The organism is Sulfitobacter sediminilitoris, from assembly GCF_010667575.1.
Classification (GTDB): domain Bacteria; phylum Pseudomonadota; class Alphaproteobacteria; order Rhodobacterales; family Rhodobacteraceae; genus Sulfitobacter; species Sulfitobacter sediminilitoris.
Window position 1 is genome coordinate 57,930 of the sequence record NZ_JAABNT010000007.1, and the last position, 19,900, is coordinate 77,829.

A 19,900-nucleotide genomic window follows, 5' to 3' on the forward strand; every position below is an offset into this window, starting at 1 on the left:
GGGGATGGACAAATCCAGCAGCCATCCGCAAAAGATGGCCCATGGATATCGAAGACCTTGCACAGCGCGTCAGCGCAGGAGAGCGGCGCGCCCTGGCGCGGGCCATCACACTCGTTGAATCCGGTCGTGCGGATCACCGTGCGCAGGCGGCAGACCTGCTGGCGGCGCTGCCGCAGGACAAACAGGCGCTGCGCATCGGGTTGTCCGGGACGCCGGGCGTGGGGAAATCCACTTTCATTGAAAGCTTTGGCATGATGCTGATCCGCAAGGGATTGCGCGTGGCCGTTTTGGCGGTTGATCCGTCGTCCTCGCGGTCGGGCGGGTCGATTCTTGGGGACAAGACGCGCATGGATTTGCTGAGCCGGGAGAAGAACGCTTTTATAAGGCCCTCGCCCAGCCAGACCCATCTGGGAGGTGTGGCCCGGCGCACCCGCGAAGCGGTGCGGTTGTGCGAAGCGGCAGGCTTTGACGTGGTGCTGATTGAGACAGTGGGCGTGGGCCAGTCGGAAACCGTGGTGGCCGAGATGTCTGACCTTTTCCTGCTGCTGCTGGCCCCGGCGGGCGGGGATGAGCTGCAGGGCGTCAAACGGGGGATCATGGAGATGGCCGACATCATCCTGATCAACAAGGCCGATGGCGATCTGAAGCCAGCGGCGACACGGACCTGCGCGGATTACGCGGGGGCCTTGCGATTGCTGCGCAAGCGGCCGCAGGATCCGGAAGGGTATCCCTGCGCGATGACGGTGTCCGCGCTGGAGGAAAGCGGGCTTGAGACAGCTTGGGAAGCGATGGAGAAGCTGACCGCTTGGCGGCGAGAGCATGACTTCTGGGATCGCACGCGGGCGACGCAGGCGCGGTACTGGTTCACGGAAGACGTGAAACAGCGCTTACTGGCCCGATTGCAGGAGCCAGAGGCCAAAGCGGCGCTGGAGGCGTTAAGTGATGAGGTGGCGGCAGGAGAGGCGGACCCTTCGGTTGCAGCGCAGGCCTTCGTGGATCGTTTGGGCGGCTAGCACAATGCGGGAAATCCGGGAATTTTCAAACCGCGTTCTTCACAATAAGCGGCAATAGTATCGGGATTGCCCGTGGGTAATTCCTGATTTGATGCGTGAAATCATGCGCTCAGGTGCTGTTAATTAATAATTAACCAGCCTTGGGGTGGGTCCGGTTGTAGACTTCCATCAACCTTGCTGTGTCCACCGCCGTGTACGCCTGCGTGGTAGAGAGCGACGCATGGCCCAGCAATTCCTGGATCGCGCGCAGATCGCCACCTGCATCCAGGAGATGCGTCGCGAAACTGTGCCGCATTGCGTGTGGTGTTGCTGTGGCGGGCAATCCCAACTGCATCCGTGCGTCGGCCATCACCTGTGCAATCGCCCGTTGGCTGAGCGCGCCGCCCCGGATCGCACGGAACAGGGGACCGTCTGCCTCGGGGGGATGAGGGCAAAGCCGGCAATAGGCCTCGACCGCATCGCGGGCAGCGGGCAGGACCGGCACCACGCGTTCCTTGCCGCCCTTGCCGACGATCCTGAGCGTGTCGGGCAGGGGCGCATCGCGGCCTTTCAGGCCGAGCGCTTCGGAAATGCGCAGACCGCAGCCCCAGAGCAGGGTCAGAACCGCGACGTCGCGGGCGGCCACCCATGGCCGGTCTGACTGGATTTCCACGCAGTCGATCAGCGCTTTGGCCGCGTCCACCGCCAGGGGGCGCGGCAGTTTCTTTTGGTACTTCGGTGCACGGGTGGACAGGACCGCGGTAGGTTCAAACCCCTCGCGCTCGGCCAGCCAGCGATAGAAGGCCTTTACCGCTGACAGCTTGCGGGCCATCGACCTTGGCCCCACGTTGGGTCCGCGCGTGCGTGCCATCCATGCGCGCATATCGGTGATCGTGATTTTCGCAAGCGCGCCCAGCCCCTGAAGCTGTGCCTTGTGCTGCGTCATGAACGCCAGAAAATCCGCAACGTCGCCCTGATAGGCGGTGATCGTGTTTTCGGCGGCCCCTTTCAGGGCGCGCTGATGTTCGAGCCATGTTTGCAACGCGTCGCGCGCGGCGGGGCTGATCAGCCCGGTACTTTCAGAGAGATCCGGCCCGCTCAAGACAGCCAGCGGCGCATGGCACGCTCAAACACGCCGGTGAAAAAGGTTAGCAGGTCAGTGCCTTGCTGGGGACCGAACATATGCGGGTCTTCCGCACCCAGCACCAGCAGGCCGGGCAGGCGACCAGCGCCGAAATCCAGTTTCAGACAGGCCTCCGAGCGGATCCAGTCGGCCTTTTCTCCGTAGATATGCTCGGAGGCATCCTGAATGCTGCGCAAGGTGACCTGACGGGCCATGTTGCCGCGCCCTTGGGTAATGTAGTCGTCGATGAAACCGGGTTCCGCGACACTCAGCACCTCGCCCATGCGCTGTACGGCGGGATCATTGTCGTTCTGGACAGATTCGAGCACCAGTTTGACTGCATCGACACGCAGGATTTCAGCCACTTCGCCGCCCAGATCGCGCAGGAAGGGTTCAAATTCCACCGGGTCGAGCATCCGCAAGATCGCGCGGTGGATCTGGTTCGTGCCGGCAAGATTTTCGTAAGCCGCGGCGATGACGGACCGGTGCGTGTCCTCCAGCCGGTCCAGACGCGCCTCAAGCCGTTCCATCGCGATGCCACGCAGATCGACGATATTTCCGCCCATCGCACGCTCATTAGCGGCGATCAGTGCCTGCATGACGTCACTGTCATCCAGAATCACATCCGGTTGCGAAATGATCGCCTCACGCAGGGCGTCTTCAATCTTGGGATTGCTGCTCATCGTAGTCTCTTATTATTTGCGATCCGTATAACATGGGGGCAGGCGGAAATCTGCCCCCCGTTTGTGCAATTGATGACCTGTGGCGGATCGGTGTCAGGCGGGGGCAATGAACGGTGTGCAGCGCCGCCTGCCTGCGCCAAATGGGTCGAAAAAGTGCCGAAGGTTCATCAAATGCCGCTGCATTTTCACGCAATCAACACGGTTTTGCTGCATCTGGGGAGTGATATGGCGAAATTCCCCTGATGCAAGCTGCCTCTGCACCTTAGGATTTCGCCATGATCAAGACACCCAACAGACCCAGTCAGATGTTTCCGCTGAGCCCAGCGGAACTGCGCGCATTGCTCGAAGCGCTGCGGCGCTGATCCTTAAAGGATTTTCTGACCCGTCTTGGCCCAATCGGCCATGAACTGCTCAAGCCCCTTGTCGGTCAGCGGGTGCGTGGACAGTTTCTTGATCACATCCGGGGGCGCGGTCACCACATCCGCGCCAATCAGGGCGCAATCCTGCACGTGGTTCACGGAACGGATGGACGCGGCGAGGATATTTGTCTCGAACCCATAATTGTCATAGACGGTTCGAATGTCCTGAATAAGGTCCATGCCATCAAGGTGGATGTCATCCAGACGCCCGATGAAAGGCGAGATGAACGTCGCGCCTGCCTTGGCTGCCAGGAGCGCCTGATTTGCAGAGAAGCAGAGTGTCACGTTGATCATGCGCCCTTCGCCCGACAGGACCTTGCAGGCTTTCAAACCGTCCCACGTCAACGGCAGTTTGATGGCGATGTTATCGGCGATCTCGGCCAGCTTGTGGCCTTCTGCAATCATGGCCTCGGCTTCCATCGCGACCACCTCGGCGCTGACCGGACCGTCAACCAGATCACAGATTTCCTTGGTGACTTCCATGATGTCGCGACCTGATTTCAGGATCAGCGACGGGTTGGTCGTTACACCGTCCACGATGCCCAGCTCGTTCAGTTCGGCGATGGCTTCGATTTCGGCAGTATCTACAAAGAATTTCATGTGGCAGGTCTCCGCTTGGTGCATGTCTGTTGTGTTAACGCTAACACAAATGAGCTTGCCTTGGCTTTACCGCATGATCTGCGATGCTTAAAGCCTCAATTGCGCAAACGAGCTTTGGAACCTTTGGTGAGCCTGCCTGAATTCTTTGATCATGGTGATCTTGTGGCCGTATTGACCACGCAGCCCCTGGGCCGCGCGCTGGATTACCGCGCGCCCGAAGGCGGCTGTCATCTGGGCGCTTTTGTCGAGGTGCCGCTGGGGCCGCGCAAGGTGCTGGGTGTCATCTGGGGGCCGGGCCTGGGCGATTATGACCTGTCCAAGATCCGTCATGTGATCCGGGTGCTGGATGCCGCCCCGATGCGCGAGGAGATGCGCGTGTTTCTGGAACGTGCGGCGGCCTATACGCTGACAACGATGCCCGCGATGCTGCGGCTGGCCACGCGCGCACCGGGGCTGGGTGATCCGCCGTCGATGCGCAAGGTCTACCGGCGCGGCGATCAGGTGCCGGAGCGGATGACAGATGCGCGGCGACGGGTGCTGGAGGTGCTGGAGGACTACGGAGATCTGTCCTTCACACTGAAGGAGTTGGCCGAGATGGCGGGCGTGACGTCATCGGTTGTCAAAGGATTGGCCAAACAGGGCGGCGTGCGCGAAGAGGACGCGCCGCGCGACATGCCTTATGCGCGGCTTGATCCGGATATGCCGGGTAAGGAACTGACCGAGGATCAGGCAGCAGCGGCGGCTGTGCTGGCTGACGGTGTGCGGTCGGAAGCCTATGGCACGACGTTGCTGCGGGGCGTGACGGGATCAGGCAAGACCGAAGTCTATCTTGAGGCGGTGGCGGCGGCGTTGAGGGCCGGACGGCAGGCGCTGGTGCTGCTGCCCGAGATTGCCCTGACCGAGCAATTCCTGACCCGCGTGCAGGAACGCTTTGGCGCGAAGCCTGCGGAGTGGCATTCGGGGGCCACGATGACAGAGCGGCGGCGCATCTGGCGGATGGTGGGGCAGGGCCAGTGCCAGTTGGTGATCGGGGCACGCTCGGCGCTTTTCCTGCCGTACCAGAACCTTGGGCTGATCGTGGTCGATGAGGAGCATGACACCTCTTACAAGCAGGAAGAGGGCGTTCTTTATAATGCGCGGGACATGGCGGTGCTGCGCGCAGCAATCTGTGGGGCGCAGGTGGTGCTGGCCTCGGCCACGCCATCGCTTGAAAGCTGGGCTAATGTGGAGGCAGGCAAGTACCGGCGGCTGGATCTGACCTCACGCTTCGGCCCTGCGGTGATGCCGACGATGGGCGCAATTGATATGCGGGGCGAGGGGTTGCCATCGGATCGGTGGGTGTCGCCCACCTTGCAAGCTGAGGTGAACAAGCGGCTGGAGAAGGGCGAGCAGGCGATGCTCTTCATCAACCGCCGGGGCTATGCGCCGATCACGCTCTGCCGGGCTTGCGGGCACCAGATTGGCTGCGATCACTGCGACGCGCGGATGGTGGAACACCGGTTCCTCAAGCGGCTCATCTGTCACCAGTGCGGCGAGAGCAAGCCGATGCCGGAGGCCTGCCCGTCCTGCGAGGCCGAAGGACGGTTGGCCGCGGTGGGGCCGGGGGTGGAGCGGCTGGGCGAGGAGGCGGCGGCAATCTGGCCCGATGCGCGGATTGCGACGCTGAGTTCGGATATGTACGGATCGGCCCGTGCGCTGAAGGCCGAAATCGCGGGCATTGCGGAGGGGGCTGCGGATATCGTCATAGGTACGCAGCTGGTGGCCAAGGGGCATAATTTCCCGAACCTGACCCTCGTTGGCGTCATCGACGCCGACCTTGGGTTGATGGGCTCGGATCTGCGCGCAGCGGAGCGGACGTTCCAGTTGATGCGACAGGTTGCCGGGCGGGCCGGGCGGGCCGAAGCCCCGGGCACGGCGCTCTTGCAGACCTACCAGCCGGAGCATCCGGTCATCCGGGCCATTCTGGCGGGCGATGAGGAAGCGTTCTGGGCGGCGGAAGCGGCCGAGCGCAAACAGGCGGGCGTGCCGCCCTACGGGCGCATGGCCGGCATTATCCTGTCGGGGCCGGATGTGGCGCAGGTTTTCGATGCAGGCAACCTGCTGGCGCGGCAGGACGCGCCGCTGCGCCGGATCGGGGCGCAGGTTTTCGGGCCAGCACCGGCCCCGATTGCGCGGGTCAGGGGGCGGCATCGGGTCAGGCTTTTGGTCAAGGCAGAGAAATCGGCGCCCTTGCAGGAGGCATTGGCGGCATGGGTCGCACAGGTGCGACTGAAGGGTGATCTACGGCTGGCCGTGGATATTGATCCGCAGAGTTTCTATTAGGGTGCGCCTGTCCAACAGAGGGGCGATGCCTCGAACCGGTTTAGCGGCGGTCCTTTCCCCATGTGCTCATCAGTCCTCACGGGCTTCTTCGCAGGGCGCCCGGTGGCAAAGGGAGTTTAGGGTGATGAACCGGTCGGCGCTGCTGGCTCACCAAAACCAAGAGTTTCGGAGCCGCCGTTGCGCAGGGCCTGCCTGACAGAACGCCGCCGTCTTCCCAAGAGAAATCATCGTATCCCCTGAAGGGGCCCCTCGAGGATTTCTCTTGGCAAGCCGTCCGCGCCCTGACCGCCTGTCCCCACGCAACGGCGGCTCCGAAACCAAGGTTCCCGGACGGGGTCTGCGCAGTCGAGGGGAGCGCTGTGCGTTTTTGCGTATCGTCATTTGTTCCGGCAAGGCGTAAAGCGGGACATGGCCAGGTTTATACACCTTGACGATGCGAAGACGTTGCCCTTCTGGCGCAGGCCGGTGGCGCTGTTGTTTCTGATGGCGCTGGCGATGCCCATTGCTTTCAATACCTGGTCGGCATTGCTGAACAACTTCGTGATAGAAGTCGCTGACTTTGATGGCTCGGACATCGGTCTTTTGCACACGGTGCGCGAGATACCGGGATTTCTGGCCGTAGGGGTGATCGCGATCATCATCTTTGTGCGCGAACAGGTGCTGGGGCTGGTGTCGCTGATCTTGTTGGGCGCGGCGACGGCTGTGACGGCGTGGTTTCCGTCGATGGGCGGTATCCTGACCATCACCATGCTGAGCTCTATCGGGTTTCATTATTATGAGACGGTGAATCAGTCGCTGCAGTTGCAATGGCTGAAGATCGAGGACGCGCCGCGCATGCTGGGCTGGCTTTTGGCGGCGGGATCGGCGGCGACACTGGTGGCCTATCTTGCCATCATCGCGCTGTGGGAGACGCTGGGGCTGTCCTACAACGCTGTCTATCTGGCGGGAGGCGGTGTCACGGTCGTCATCGCTGTCTTTGCGATGCTGGCCTATCCGCAGTTCGAAGCCCCCACACCTCAGCTCAAGAAGATGGTGCTGCGGCGGCGGTATTGGCTCTATTACGCGTTGCAGTTCATGGGCGGCGCGCGGCGGCAGATCTTCGTGGTCTTTGCAGGCTTCATGATGGTCGAGCGGTTTGGCTACGAGGTGCATGAGATCACCACGCTGTACCTGATCAACCTGGTGGCCAATATTCTTTTCGCGCCGCTGATGGGGCGCGCGGTGGGCTATTTCGGTGAGCGGCGCACGCTGGGGTTTGAGTATATCGGGCTGATCCTTGTATTCCTGAGCTATGGCGGGGTCTATTACCTGGGCTGGGGTGTAGTGGTCGCTGCGGTGCTTTACGTGCTTGATCATCTGTTTTTCGGACTTGCGCTGGCGATGAAGACCTATTTCCAGAAGATCGCGGACCCCGCAGATATCGCGCCCACAGCGGCGGTGGCCTTTACCATCAATCACATCGCTGCGGTGTTCCTGCCCGTGGGGCTGGGGCTTTTGTGGCTGGTCTCGCCTGCGGCGGTGTTCTTTCTGGCGGCTGCGATGGCTGGGGTGTCGTTTTGCCTCGCTATGCTGATCCCGCGCCACCCTGCGCCGGGCAACGAGACGATATTCGCGATGAGACTGCCGCAGGCGGCGGAGTAGCCGCGTGGAGCAGGGCCGGTTCCTGAGCGGCGGCACCATGGGACATGTGGTGCGGATGACCGCGACAGGGGCCATGGGGATCACCTTTGTCTTTCTGGTAGACGCGGCGAACCTGTTCTGGGTCAGCCAGTTGGGTCAGCCGCAACTGGTTGCGGCCATCGGTTATGCCTACGCTGTACAGTTTTTCTCTGTCTCCATCGCCGTGGGGCTGATGATCGGGGCGACGGCCGTTATCTCTCGCAGCATCGGGGCGGGTAACCGGGATCAGGCGCGCAGGCAGGCAGGTGCTGGCGTGGTGATCGCCGCAAGCATTTTGGCCGGTGTCGTGGCCCTGATCGTAGGGTTCCGGCATCAACTGATCGACTTTACCGGCGCGGAGGGCGAGACCGCCCGGCTGGCGGCGCGGTATCTGGCGATTACAATTCCCTCTCTTGTCCCGATGTCTGCGGCACTGGTGATGTCGGGGACGCTGCGGGCGGATGGGTACGGCGCCAAGGCGATGTATATCACGCTGTTCTCTGGCATGGTGCTGATGATCGTCGATCCGGTTCTGATCTTCTGGATGGGCTGGGGACTGGATGGCGCGGCCATCGGGCTGGTTCTGTTCCGCTTTGCGCTCTTGGGGCTGGCGACCTATTTTGCCGTGATCCAGATGAAACTGGTGGACCGGCCCCGGCTGCGCACGCTGCGCAATATCGCAGGCCCGTTCATGGGCGTGGCGGGGCCTGCGATTGCCACGCAGATGTCGACACCTGCGGGGAACTATGTGCTGACCATCGTGATGTCGCGCTACGGCGATGAGGCGATGGCGGCCTGGGCCGTGGTGGGGCGGCTGACCGTGGTTGTCTTTGGCGGGGTTTTCGCGCTGTCAGGTGCCATTGGCGGTATCTTTGGGCAGAATTTCGGCGCGGGCCAGATGGACCGGGTGCGCCAGACCTACCGCGATGCGCTGCTGTTTTGTGGGGTCTACACGCTGGTCGCCTGGTGCCTGATGCTGATGGCGACGCCCTATGTGATCGCGGCCTTTGGGCTGACCGGCGTCGGGGTCGAAGTGTTGCACGCCTTTACGCTGGTAGGGGTCGGCGGCTTTGTGTTTATCGGGGCGCTCTTCGTGTCGAACGCGGCGTTCAACAATCTGGGCAAGGCCACGCGGTCAACGCTGGTGAACTGGCTGAAGGACGGGGTGTTGAGCTTTCCGGCGGCGGCGGGATTGGCGGCCCTCTTTGGTGCGCCGGGTGTGATTTACGGTCAGGCGGTTGCGGGCGCTGTCATGGGGCTGATCGCGGCGACATGGGGCTGGTTCTATGTCAAAGGGTTGCGCGGCCCGGATGAGGCAGAGGTTGACCCCGCCCGTCCACGGGCCTACCCGAACCCTGACAGATACCGGAGAAGATAATGGCGACGTTTACGGCACTGACCACCCTTGAAGGGCGCGATGCGGCATATGCATTGGGCGAGGCGATGGAGCGGCTTGAACCAACACCTACTGGCGTAGGTGTGTTCGAAATGGAAGACGGGTCGGGGCTGTGGGAAGTGGGCGGCTATTTCGAGGGACCACCGGATGACACGGCACTGCGGGTGCTGGCGGCAGCGATGGGGGCGAAGCCCTTTGTCGTGTCGGAACTGCCCGAAACGGATTGGGTCGCCCACGTGCGCCGCGAGCTGGCCCCGGTCGAGGCTGGGCGGTTCTTTGTCTATGGCAGTCACGATGCGGACAAGGTGCCGGAGGGCTGCGAGCCGCTGCTGATTGAGGCGGCAATGGCCTTTGGTACTGGACATCACGGCACCACGCTGGGGTGCCTGAAAGCGCTGGACCGTCTGGCGAACGACGGCTTTGTTGGCAAGAACGTGGCTGACATCGGCTGCGGCACGGCGGTACTGGCCATGGCAGCGGCGCGGATTTGGCCGGACCGGGTGCTGGCAAGTGACATTGACGAGGTGGCTGTGGATGTCGCGCGGGCAAATGTGGCGGCAAATGGGCTTGAGGGACGCGTGGTCTGTGTTGAGGCAGCAGGATTTGATCATCCGGACCTGGCCGCCGCCGCGCCGTTTGATCTGATCTTTGCCAATATTCTAAAGGGGCCGCTTGTGGCGCTTGCGCCGGATATGGCGGAGGCGTTGCAGCCGGGTGGCTATGCGATTCTGTCGGGGATCCTCAACGAACAGGCGGATGAGGTGATCGAGGTTTATGCACGTTCTGGCATCAACCTGGTGCACCGGGACAGCATTGTTGACTGGACGACGCTGACACTGCAAAAAGTTACCTAAATTCAGGGTGTTTTGCGGTCAAAAAGGGGCGGCTGCCCATTTTTCGCCATATTTGATGTCTAAAACTTTATTCAACAGCGGTGGGGGCCGATGTTAAACGAGAGACTGCTGCCATGGTTGAGACCCACGACCACTTTGTTGAGCGCCTGGACATGCTTGGGCGCAAGCACGCGAAAATGACTCGCGGATATACCACGAAAGTTGACAAGGACGGCCTGCTGGTTGCCACGCCCAAGCGCGGAAATCTGCTTCCGGGGACGGGCGTGCTTAAGCTTGTCATGTTGATGCTGATCGGTTTTCTGACGTTCAAATCATTTGCGCTGGCCGCTTTCGGCCCTGTGACCTACAACGAGCGCCTGTCAAAGCTGCAAAACGGTACAGCAATCGAACAGATGGGTGCAAAAGCGCTCGCTATTGATCCGGTGACCGAAGCGGTCGCCAGCACCGTAGGGCCCGTTCTGCGCTGATATATCCGGTCGTCGCTATCCCATCCGTAGGGTGGCGCGATCTTTTCACTTTGCGTCTCAAAGACAATAAAAAGCCGCGCTCCTGAGGGTCAGGGCGCGGCTTTCTTACGTCTGTTGGCGATCTGGTTCGCCGGGTTGAGATCTTAGCGGAAGAACTCTGTCTGCGCGACTGCGTCGATGTCGCCGCGTACCAGACCGATGTCTTCCAGTTCGCGATCAGAGAGCGAAGAAAGCGCGTTGCGTGTTACGCGCGCATCGTTCCAAGCCACGACAGACCCGAATGCGCGGGAGATCAGGGTAAAGAAACCAGAAACGGCTGAAGCGGAGCCGTATGCGGTGCGGGATGTGTCAAAAGCTGCCATTTGGGCCGTCCTTATAGTCTGAATGTTATACCGGTTTCCCCGGTGGTGTGAGGGGCAGATAGGCCGTCTTTTCCATTGTCACAAGCCACGCCAACGCATGTGTGATCTGCGTTTTTTGCATAGGTCAGATTTGTGGTTAACATACCGTAAAATATGGAAAAAATGTGGCAGAAGCCATGTCGTTTTCCTGCCTGGTGGAGGCGAAAACAAACCCTGTGGTCTGATTGCGACGTCACGCATGTCGCGATTGGGCATCGGACGGAAAGGCTTGGCGGATGTTCGCCTTTCGTGCTAGTGCATCAAAAAAGCAACAATTTTAGCTAAGGCAGGCGTCATATGCGGGTGATTGGCATTGATCCGGGGCTTCGTAACCTCGGATGGGGCGTGATTGACGTCACGGGCAACCGGATGACGCATGTCGCCAATGGCGTTTGCCATTCACTTGGCGATGATCTGGCCCAGCGGTTGTTATCACTTCATACGCAGTTGTCCGAGGTGATCGCCACCTACCGGCCCGTTGCGGCCGCGGTAGAGCAGACTTTCGTTAACAAGGATGGGGCAGGAACGCTGAAACTGGGTCAGGCCCGTGGCATTGCGATGCTGGTGCCGGCGCAGGCGGGTATCCCTGTGGGGGAATACGCCCCCAACAAGATCAAGAAGACGGTTGTGGGTGTGGGCCACGCAGACAAGATACAGGTGGCCCATATGGTAAAGATGCAGATGCCGGGGATTGAAATCGCGGGACCGGATGCGGCGGATGCACTGGCTATTGCGATCTGTCATGCACATCACGGCGGTGCGAGTGCGCTGTCCGTTGCTGTCGCAAAGGCCCGCGCATGATTGGCAAGATCACAGGCCGCATCGATTACCGCGCAACGGATCACGTTCTGATCGACGTGCGTGGCGTGGGGTATCTTGTCTATTGCTCTGAACGCACGCTGGCGGCATTGCCGGGGGTGGGCGAGGTCACGGCGCTTTTTACCGATCTGGTGGTCCGCGAAGACCTGATGCAGCTTTTCGGCTTTCAGACATTAGTTGAAAAGGAATGGCACCGCTTGCTGACCTCGGTACAGGGGGTTGGGGCGAAGGCGTCTCTGGCCATCCTTGGTACGCTGGGACCAGACGGTGTCAGCCGCGCGATTGCGCTGGGCGACTGGAATGCAGTGAAGGCAGCCAAGGGGGTAGGGCCAAAAATTGCGCAGCGGGTTGTGCTGGATCTCAAAGACAAGGCCCCGTCGGTGATGGCCATGTCCGGCACTCTGGCCGAGGCACAGGGCGAGGTTGAAGCGGAGGTGCTGGAGCCTGCCGTGGCAAAGCCACGGGCACCGGTCCCGGCGGCGACCGCATCCGCACAGGCCGAAGCGCTGTCTGCGCTGGGCAATCTGGGCTACAGCCCCGGCGATGCCGCAGGGGCGGTGGCGCAGGCGGCCGGTGAGATGGAAGGGGCCTCGACCCCCGATCTGATCAGGGCCGCGTTGAAACTTCTTGCGCCAAAAGGCTAGGGTGCGCTCATCAAGGCCCGTGGCGGGCTTTCTTCGCTTGGAATAGACAGTGACAGACATCGACCCCACCGTGCGGCCCGAGCCGCTGCCAGAGGATGTGGACCGCGCGCTGCGGCCACAGATGCTGGATGAATTCGTGGGGCAGGCCGAAGCGCGATCGAACCTGCGCGTCTTTATCCAGTCGGCCAAGCAGCGCGGCGAGGCCATGGACCACACGTTGTTCCATGGCCCTCCTGGCCTGGGCAAGACAACGCTGGCGCAGATCATGGCGCGGGAATTGGGTGTGGGGTTCCGCATGACTTCTGGCCCGGTACTGGCCAAAGCCGGTGATCTGGCGGCGATCCTGACCAATCTGGAAGCGCGCGACGTGCTGTTCATTGACGAGATCCACCGGCTCAATCCGGCGGTGGAAGAGGTGCTCTATCCCGCGCTTGAGGATTTCGAGCTGGATCTGGTGATCGGGGAAGGACCTGCGGCGCGGACGGTGCGGATTGAATTGCAGCCTTTCACGCTGGTGGGGGCCACCACGCGTATGGGGCTTTTGACGACACCCTTGCGGGATCGCTTTGGCATTCCGACGCGGTTGCAGTTCTACACCGAGGATGAATTGTTCATCATCGTGGACCGCAATGCGCGCAAGCTAGGCGCACCCGCCGAGGAAGGCGGCGCGCGTGAGATTGCGAAACGGGCGCGGGGGACGCCCCGGATTGCCGGTCGGCTTTTGCGGCGCGTTGTGGATTTCGCGGTTGTGGAGGGGGATGGCCGCGTCACGCGAGAACTGGCGGATATGGCGCTGACCCGGCTTGGTGTGGATCATCTGGGGCTGGATGGCGCGGACCGGCGGTACCTGCGGCTGATCGCGGAGAATTATCAGGGTGGTCCGGTCGGGATCGAAACCATGTCGGCGGCGCTGAGCGAGAGCCGGGATGCGCTGGAAGAGGTGATCGAGCCGTTCTTGTTACAACAGGGCCTGATCCAGAGGACCCCGCGGGGGCGGATGCTGGCGCGGAAGGCCTGGACGCATCTGGGGATGGCAGCGCCCAAGGGGCAAAGCGATCTGTTTGGGTGAGAGGGCGGATGTGAATTGTATTGGAAAGATGAAGCGGGAGAACTGCGCCTTGGGAGAACCGCATCCGGGAGGCACATGCCGTGACGCCTGAAGAGATCGAGACGCTGTTCACGCGGTCAGATGACAGCTTTGCCTTCGCCCGGTGGGGGCGGCCGATTTGCCCGGTGGTCTTTGGCGTGGATGACGCGACCCTTGGCGTGGTCAGGGGGGCGATTCAGGCGGTTTGCGAACTGGCCGGGCATGAGATGGGGGAGATGGACGCGGAATTGGGGTCAAACCTGATGATGTTCTTCTTTCTGGATTGGGCAGAGTTGCTTGAGGTGCCGGGGATGGACCGGCTGGTGCCGGATCTGGTCCCGCTTGTGGACCGGTTGCAGGCGGCGGATGCCAACCAGTACCGGTTTTTCCGCTTTGATGAGCGCGGCGCGATCAAGGCCTGTTTCGTCTTCCTGCGGATGGACAAGCACCTGAGCGACGTACCTGCGCAAACGCTGGCGCTTAGCCAGATCACACAGTCGATATTGCTGTGGTCCGATCTGGCGTTTCAGGACCGTTCACCCCTGATGGTGGCCAATGACACCACAATCCTGCGGCCTGATATCGCCGCGCTGATCCGTGCCGCCTATGATCCGGTGCTGCCGCATGCGGCACAGGATGCCAGCCATGCCCTGCGCCTGTTGGCCCGTATCGAGGTGACACAATGAGCCATACTTTCCCGGTGCGCATTTTCTACGAAGACACGGATATGGCGGGCATCGTCTATTATGCCAATTATCTGAAATACATCGAACGCGCGCGGTCAGATATCGTGGAACGATTGGGCGTCGATCAGCGCGCGATGCGCGATGAGGATATCGTATTTGTCATCACGCGCGTTGAGGCGGATTATCTGGGGAAGGCGCGGTTTGGTGACCGTCTTGAGGTGCGCACGACGCATCATGCCAAGGGCGCTGTGCGCTGGATGTTCGATCAGGAGGTCGCGCGGGGGGATGAGATCATCTTTCGCGCGAAAGTGACCGCCGTGTGTATGACCACAGCGGGAAAACCGACGCGATTGCCAGCAAAACTTCGCTCACAGCTGGTTGATCCGCCCGCCTGAGTGCAATCTGCTGGCTTTCGCGCTTGTACTTCGCTAGATTCCGCCGAATTGAGCCCACAAATAAGGGCCTTGAGGCAGACAGCCGTGGAACACGGCAAAACATAGAGCGGGAATATGGAAGCAGAGACGCTGGCATTGGCGGGGGAGATTGATTTCTCCGTTTGGGGACTGTTCATGCGTGCGACGCTGTCGGTCAAACTGGTGATGATCATCCTGATTGTTGCATCCTTCTGGTCCTGGTCGATCATCATTCAGAAATTGTTGTCCTACCGCGCTGCGAAATCGGAAGCGGAGCGATTTGACCGGTCGTTCTGGTCGGGAGAGCCGCTGGACGGATTGTTTGATGAAATCGGGGCCGACCCTGACGGGCCTTCAGAAAAGGTCTTTGCCGCCGGGATGAGCGAATGGCGGCGCTCGCATCGCGAGGACGGGGGGCTGATCCCCGGTGCCACAGCACGGATTGACCGGAGCATGGATGTGGCAATCGCGAAGGAGGCCGAAAGGCTGCAAAAGGGGCTGACGGTGCTGGCGACGGTCGGTTCATCGGCCCCCTTTATCGGGCTTTTCGGTACCGTGATCGGCATCATGAACGCCTTTATCGAGATTGCCGAGCAACAGAATACCAATCTTGCCGTTGTCGCGCCGGGCATCGCGGAAGCGCTGCTGGCCACGGGCCTTGGCCTGCTTGCAGCGATCCCGGCGGTGATTTTCTATAACAAGCTCAATGCCGACAGCGAGCGGCTGATCGGTACGCATGAGGCCTTTGCCGATGAATTCGCGACCATCCTCAGCCGCCAGTTGGACAGCTGACCCATGGGTGCGGGTGCAATTAAGAAACAAGGCGGGGGCGGGCGCGGACGCAAACGATCGCGCGCGCAACCCATGTCTGAGATCAACGTCACGCCATTTGTGGACGTGATGCTGGTGCTTTTGATTATCTTTATGGTTGCAGCCCCGCTCTTGACCGTGGGGGTGTCGGTGGAGTTGCCGAAATCTGCCGCCGGTGCCCTGCCGACAGAGCAGGAAGAGCCGCTGACAGTGACAGTGACCGCTGATGGAGAGGTCCAGATCCAGACAACGTCTGTGGAACGGACGCAACTGGTCACCCGCTTGCGCGCCATTGCGGCGGAACGTGCCAGTGACCGCGTTTTCCTGCGGGCGGACGGGGCCGTGCCATACAGTTCCGTGATGGAAGTCATGGGTGCGCTCAATGCGGGTGGTTTCTCAAATATCGGGCTGGTGACGGACATCGGTGGACCCGCCCTTGATAGCGGCGACGCGAGCGGGAATTGATCGGTGCATACCGGGCATGTCATCTCTGGCGCTGGGCATCTGATGCTGATCGGCTGGCTGCTGCTGGGCGGCCTGCTGACGCCTGACCCGGAGCCTTTCGAGATAACAGAGGTCTCCGTGATCTCTGGCGCGGATTTCGATGCGATGATCGCGGCAAGGCAGTCCCCGCAAAGTGCGATCGAAGTCGCACAGCCCAACGCACCAGAGGTCCAGATCGAGACACCCGAGCTGGGTTCAACCCCAGATGATGTTATCGAACAGCCAGCGCCGTTGCAGACGGAAACGCCACCCGAAGATGCACCGCCCGAGGTGACTGAACTGGAACTGCCGCCGGAAACGCAGGTTGAGGACACGCCACTGGACCTGCGCGAACCCGTAGGTGACGTGGCAGTGCTGGTGCCCGATGTGGCACCCGTAGCGGCACCGCGCCCGGTAGAGCGCGTGGCCCCTGAACCAGTCGCGCAGCCCGATCCCGAAGCGGTCCCCGATCCTGTTGAACAGGAGGCCGTGGTGCCGGATACCGCAGGCGAGACGGCTGAACAGGAGACACAGGAGGCCACCGCCCCCGAAGAGGCGACGACCGAGATCGTGACCGAAGCGGCAAGTGCGCCCGCAGCCTCGGCCCGGCCACCGGGGCGCAGACCGGCAGCACCACCGCGTCAAGTGGCGGAAGCTGTAGAGCCGGTTGTCGAGGCGGAACGCCCCGCTAGGCAGAGCGAAAACCCTTCGACCCCCGTCAACAACGACGATGTGCTGGCCGCGCTTCAGGCCGCGCAAGAGGCCGTCGCGGCACCCAGCGGGCCGCCGCTGTCCGCAGGGGAGCGCGACGCGTTACGCGTTGCGGTTGCTCAATGCTGGAATATCGGGTCGCTTTCGACCGAGGCTTTGGGCACGACGGTGGTAATTGCGGTCAAGATGAACCAGAATGGCACGCCTGTGGCGGAGACGATCCGCATGCTAAGCTCATCCGGTGGATCGAACGCGGCGGCACAACGCGTGTTTGATTCAGCACGGCGCGCCATTATCCGCTGCGGTGCCCGTGGCTATGACCTGCCGCAGGAAAAATTCAGCCAGTGGCAAAACATTGAAATGACCTTTGATCCCAGAAAGATGGGATTTTGATGATGTGGCACCGATTTTGGGCGGAAACTTGCGAATGGGGCGCGGCGTGTCCGGTTCCAATGACGCAGGCCGCGCGATATTTCCCCTCCCAATTCCCGACCCAAAGGCGCAAGCATTGCGTCACAGAGGCGCCTGAAAGGATTCAATTGAAATGAAACAGATGTTTTTGAGCATTTGCGCAGGGCTGACCCTGTTCCTGACCGGACCGCTTGCCGCGCAAGAGCCGCTGCGGATCATTATTGACGAAGCAATTATCGAGCCACTGCCGGTCGCCGTGCCGACCTTTCAGGCAGAAAGCGCCGAGGCCAGCCAGTTGGCAAATGAGCTGGCCCGGGTGGTGGCGGCTGATTTGACCGGCACCGGCCTTTTCCGGGAAATCCCGTCATCGGCGTTTATCTCGACGGTCAATGATTTCAACGCGCCGGTTCAATACGCCGACTGGAAAGCAATCAATGCACAGGCGCTGGTCACGGGCGCGGTCAACGTTCAGGGCAACAACGTCAATGTGAAATTCCGTTTGCATGACGTCTTTTCTGGCGCTGAGCTGGGCAATGGGTTGCAATTTTCTGGCACGACCGAGGGCTGGCGGCGGATGGCGCACAAGGTGGCTGATGCGGTCTATGCCCGGATCACCGGCGAAGGCCCCTATTTCGACAGCCGCGTGGTCTATGTGTCCGAGACGGGCCCAAAGGACGACCGTAAAAAGCGGCTCGCCATCATGGATTATGACGGGGCGAATGTTCAGTATCTGACCGACTCGAATGCGATCGTGCTGGCGCCACGGTTCTCACCGTCCGGTGATCGGGTGCTTTATACCAGTTACGAGAGCGGATTTCCGCGCATCTACGTTTTGGATATTGGGTCTGTCCAGCGCCGGGTTTTGGAAAGCGCCGAAGGCACGATGAGCTTTGCGCCACGTTTCTCTCCGTCGGGGCAGACGGTGGTGTATTCGCTGACACAGGGCGGAAACACTGACATCCATTCGATGGACATCAACTCGGGCCAATCCGTGCGCCTGACCAACACGCCGGCGATCGAAACCGCCCCAAGTTATTCCCCGGATGGTACGCGTATCGTGTTTGAAAGCGACCGTTCCGGCACGCAGCAGCTGTACGTCATGCCCGCAACAGGCGGTGAAGCGCAGAGAATTTCCTTTGGAGAAGGGCGATATGGCACGCCGGTCTGGTCCCCTCGGGGCGATCTCGTCGCTTTCACCAAACAGAACAAGGGACGGTTCCATATCGGGGTGATGCGGCTGGACGGGTCCCAGGAACGGCTGCTCACGGCATCGTTTCTGGACGAGGGGCCGACATGGGCGCCTAATGGCCGCGTGATCATGTTCTCGCGGGAAACGCAGGGTGCCGGAGGGTCCTCGACGCTTTATTCAGTAGATATTTCCGGGCGCAACCTGCGCCCGGTCAGCACGCCATCGGGCGGGTCCGACCCATCCTGGTCACCGTTGCAAAAGTAAACGATCGATGGATGATTGGCGCACAATTCCCTTGCTCCGGTGATTATGGTAAATCACTGGGCAATCACAGAAGTGACATAAGAAAAGAGGCAGATAGGACATGAAAAGAATTTTGACGGCTGGCTTGCTAATCGCTGCTCTGGCCACGACCGCCTGTACCAACCCGGACCGCTTTGGTGCCGATGGTCTCGGTGCGGGCGCAACGGCAGGCGCGGGTGCCAACGGCGCAATTGTTCCGGGCAGTGCAAATGATCCGACATCGACGGCCTTCTTTCAACAGTCCGTTGGCGACCGGGTACTGTTTGCCGTGGACCAGTCGAACCTGACGACCGAAGGTCGGGCAACGCTTAATGCGCAGGCACAATGGTTGCTGACCAACAGCGACTATCAGGCAGTGATCGAAGGTCACGCGGATGAGCAGGGCACACGGGAATATAACCTTGCGCTTGGTGCGCGCCGGGCGAACGCGGCGCAGGAGCACCTGATTTCGAAAGGTGTCCCGGCCAGCCGGTTGCGGGTGGTAAGCTACGGCAAGGAAAGGCCGATTGAGATCTGCTCGAACGAGGCCTGCTATGCCAAGAATCGCCGCGCAGTCACTGTCTTGGCTGGCGGACTGACAAGCTGAGGACTGATGAGTTGATGAAGATGCGGTTTATTTTGGCGGTAGCTGTGGGGCTGATAGTCAGCCCCGTCACGCTTTTTGCCCAGAACGACCAGACGCTTGCCGACATTCGGCAGGAACTGACAATTCTTTACACCGAGGTGCAGAAGCTGCGCCGCGAACTGTCGACGACGGGCGGAGCGGGGGTGAATGTTGCCGGAACTTCGGTGCTGGAGCGTGTGGGCGCAATGGAGAGCGAGCTTCAGCGCTTGACCTCCAAGAGCGAGGAGCTTGAGAACCGCATCAACCGGATTGTTTCGGATGGCACGGCCCGGATTGGAGATCTTGAGTTCCGTCTGGTCGAACTTGAAGGCGGCGATGTCTCGACCCTTGGGGAGACGACGACCTTGGGTGGTGCGGATCAGACCGCTGTGGCCGCGCCGCTCACCGGCCCGGCCACGCCAACCGATCAGGCATCCCTCGCCGTGGGTGAAGAGGCCGATTTCAAGCGGGCGCAGGAGGCGCTCGCTTCTGGTGACTTTCGCACCGCCGCAGACCACTTTGCGACCTTCAATCAGACCTATCCGGGTGGCCCGCTAGCCGCCGAAGCCGAATTGCGCCGGGGCGAGGCCTTGGATAAGATGGGCGACACCCGCGAGGCGGCGCGTGCTTATCTGGCCAGTTTCAGCGCCGCACCCGAAGGGCCAATGGCAGCGCAGGCGCTGTATGAGTTGGGCCGGTCGCTGGGTGCCTTGGGTCAAACCCAGGAAGCCTGCGTCACATTGAGCGAGGTTGGCCTGCGGTTTCCCGACAGTCCTGCGGTCGTGCAGGCCGAAGACCAACGCCGCAACATCGGGTGCTCGTAG

Annotated in this window: 21 protein-coding genes; 17 read left to right on the plus strand and 4 right to left on the minus strand. The window is 61.3% G+C overall.

The genetic code is table 11. The features are described from left to right. Window positions 1-41 precede the first annotated feature (41 nt). Window positions 42-1,013 (plus strand): methylmalonyl Co-A mutase-associated GTPase MeaB, encoded by a 972-nt coding sequence (gene meaB, locus GV827_RS12635; RefSeq protein WP_164354168.1) that lies wholly within the window; start codon window positions 42-44, stop codon window positions 1,011-1,013. A 130-nt stretch (window positions 1,014-1,143) separates the two neighbouring features. Here meaB and GV827_RS12640 read toward each other — a convergent pair whose 3' ends face one another. From GV827_RS12640 to fsa, 3 genes are all read right to left on the minus strand, one after another. After that, window positions 1,144-2,094, minus strand: coding sequence for a tyrosine recombinase XerC (locus GV827_RS12640; protein WP_235930350.1), 951 nt, complete (start codon window positions 2,092-2,094; stop codon window positions 1,144-1,146). Continuing rightward, window positions 2,091-2,798 carry a DUF484 family protein gene (locus GV827_RS12645; protein WP_164354169.1) on the minus strand — a complete coding sequence of 236 codons (708 nt, stop codon included), beginning with the start codon at window positions 2,796-2,798 and terminating at the stop codon, window positions 2,091-2,093. The genes GV827_RS12640 and GV827_RS12645 overlap by 4 nt, the downstream gene beginning before the upstream one ends. 365 nt (window positions 2,799-3,163) lie before the next feature. Continuing rightward, window positions 3,164-3,817: a fructose-6-phosphate aldolase gene (gene fsa / locus GV827_RS12650; RefSeq protein WP_164354170.1), complete on the minus strand. Its 654-nt coding sequence runs from the start codon at window positions 3,815-3,817 to the stop codon at window positions 3,164-3,166. Window positions 3,818-3,943: 126 nt separating this feature from the next. Between fsa and GV827_RS12655 the strand changes: the two genes are divergently transcribed. The 5 genes from GV827_RS12655 to GV827_RS12675 all read left to right on the plus strand — a co-directional run bounded on the left by GV827_RS12655 (window position 3,944) and on the right by GV827_RS12675 (window position 10,515). After that, window positions 3,944-6,139 (plus strand): primosomal protein N', encoded by a 2,196-nt coding sequence (locus GV827_RS12655; protein WP_164354171.1) that lies wholly within the window; start codon window positions 3,944-3,946, stop codon window positions 6,137-6,139. A gap of 408 nt (window positions 6,140-6,547) precedes the next feature. Then, window positions 6,548-7,780, plus strand: a complete 1,233-nt coding sequence (locus GV827_RS12660) for an MFS transporter (RefSeq protein WP_164354172.1) — start codon at window positions 6,548-6,550, stop codon at window positions 7,778-7,780. A gap of 4 nt (window positions 7,781-7,784) precedes the next feature. Next, a complete protein-coding gene (locus tag GV827_RS12665; RefSeq protein ID WP_328823144.1) occupies window positions 7,785-9,176 on the plus strand; it encodes an MATE family efflux transporter in 1,392 nt (463 codons plus the stop codon). Beyond that, the gene (locus GV827_RS12670) at window positions 9,176-10,048 is read left to right on the plus strand and encodes a 50S ribosomal protein L11 methyltransferase (RefSeq protein ID WP_164354173.1); all 873 of its coding nucleotides are present in this window, start codon (window positions 9,176-9,178) and stop codon (window positions 10,046-10,048) included. The genes GV827_RS12665 and GV827_RS12670 overlap by 1 nt, the downstream gene beginning before the upstream one ends. A gap of 113 nt (window positions 10,049-10,161) precedes the next feature. Beyond that, window positions 10,162-10,515 (plus strand): hypothetical protein, encoded by a 354-nt coding sequence (locus tag GV827_RS12675; protein ID WP_164354174.1) that lies wholly within the window; start codon window positions 10,162-10,164, stop codon window positions 10,513-10,515. A gap of 143 nt (window positions 10,516-10,658) precedes the next feature. Here the strand turns inward: GV827_RS12675 and GV827_RS12680 are convergent, their stop codons facing one another. Beyond that, window positions 10,659-10,877: a DUF1127 domain-containing protein gene (locus tag GV827_RS12680; RefSeq protein ID WP_164354175.1), complete on the minus strand. Its 219-nt coding sequence runs from the start codon at window positions 10,875-10,877 to the stop codon at window positions 10,659-10,661. Between the two features lie 336 nt (window positions 10,878-11,213). Here GV827_RS12680 and ruvC point away from each other — a divergent pair, with 336 nt between their 5' ends. The 11 genes from ruvC (at window position 11,214) to ybgF (ending at window position 19,900) form a co-directional block, all read left to right on the plus strand. Then, complete coding sequence (gene ruvC, locus GV827_RS12685; protein WP_164354176.1) at window positions 11,214-11,717, plus strand: crossover junction endodeoxyribonuclease RuvC; 504 nt, start codon at window positions 11,214-11,216, stop codon at window positions 11,715-11,717. After that, entirely contained in the window at window positions 11,714-12,379 is a 666-nt protein-coding gene (gene ruvA, locus GV827_RS12690) for a Holliday junction branch migration protein RuvA (RefSeq protein WP_164354177.1), read from the plus strand. Before ruvC ends, ruvA begins: the two co-directional genes overlap by 4 nt. Before the next feature lie 49 nt (window positions 12,380-12,428). Continuing rightward, on the plus strand, window positions 12,429-13,448 hold the full coding sequence (gene ruvB, locus GV827_RS12695) for a Holliday junction branch migration DNA helicase RuvB (RefSeq protein ID WP_164354178.1): 1,020 nt from the start codon (window positions 12,429-12,431) through the stop codon (window positions 13,446-13,448). An 80-nt stretch (window positions 13,449-13,528) separates the two neighbouring features. Further along, window positions 13,529-14,152, plus strand: a complete 624-nt coding sequence (locus tag GV827_RS12700) for a hypothetical protein (RefSeq protein WP_164354179.1) — start codon at window positions 13,529-13,531, stop codon at window positions 14,150-14,152. Beyond that, window positions 14,149-14,547 (plus strand): YbgC/FadM family acyl-CoA thioesterase, encoded by a 399-nt coding sequence (locus GV827_RS12705; protein ID WP_164354180.1) that lies wholly within the window; start codon window positions 14,149-14,151, stop codon window positions 14,545-14,547. The genes GV827_RS12700 and GV827_RS12705 overlap by 4 nt, the downstream gene beginning before the upstream one ends. A gap of 114 nt (window positions 14,548-14,661) precedes the next feature. Next, window positions 14,662-15,357: a protein TolQ gene (gene tolQ, locus GV827_RS12710; protein ID WP_164354181.1), complete on the plus strand. Its 696-nt coding sequence runs from the start codon at window positions 14,662-14,664 to the stop codon at window positions 15,355-15,357. Between the two features lie 3 nt (window positions 15,358-15,360). Further along, window positions 15,361-15,840 carry a protein TolR gene (gene tolR, locus GV827_RS12715; RefSeq protein ID WP_164354182.1) on the plus strand — a complete coding sequence of 160 codons (480 nt, stop codon included), beginning with the start codon at window positions 15,361-15,363 and terminating at the stop codon, window positions 15,838-15,840. A gap of 3 nt (window positions 15,841-15,843) precedes the next feature. After that, window positions 15,844-16,962 carry an energy transducer TonB gene (locus tag GV827_RS12720; RefSeq protein WP_164354183.1) on the plus strand — a complete coding sequence of 373 codons (1,119 nt, stop codon included), beginning with the start codon at window positions 15,844-15,846 and terminating at the stop codon, window positions 16,960-16,962. Window positions 16,963-17,122: 160 nt separating this feature from the next. Continuing rightward, entirely contained in the window at window positions 17,123-18,433 is a 1,311-nt protein-coding gene (gene tolB, locus GV827_RS12725; RefSeq protein WP_386334038.1) for a Tol-Pal system beta propeller repeat protein TolB, read from the plus strand. Window positions 18,434-18,533: 100 nt separating this feature from the next. Beyond that, window positions 18,534-19,058 (plus strand): peptidoglycan-associated lipoprotein Pal, encoded by a 525-nt coding sequence (pal, locus tag GV827_RS12730; protein WP_164354185.1) that lies wholly within the window; start codon window positions 18,534-18,536, stop codon window positions 19,056-19,058. A gap of 20 nt (window positions 19,059-19,078) precedes the next feature. Next, window positions 19,079-19,900: a tol-pal system protein YbgF gene (gene ybgF, locus GV827_RS12735; RefSeq protein WP_164354186.1), complete on the plus strand. Its 822-nt coding sequence runs from the start codon at window positions 19,079-19,081 to the stop codon at window positions 19,898-19,900.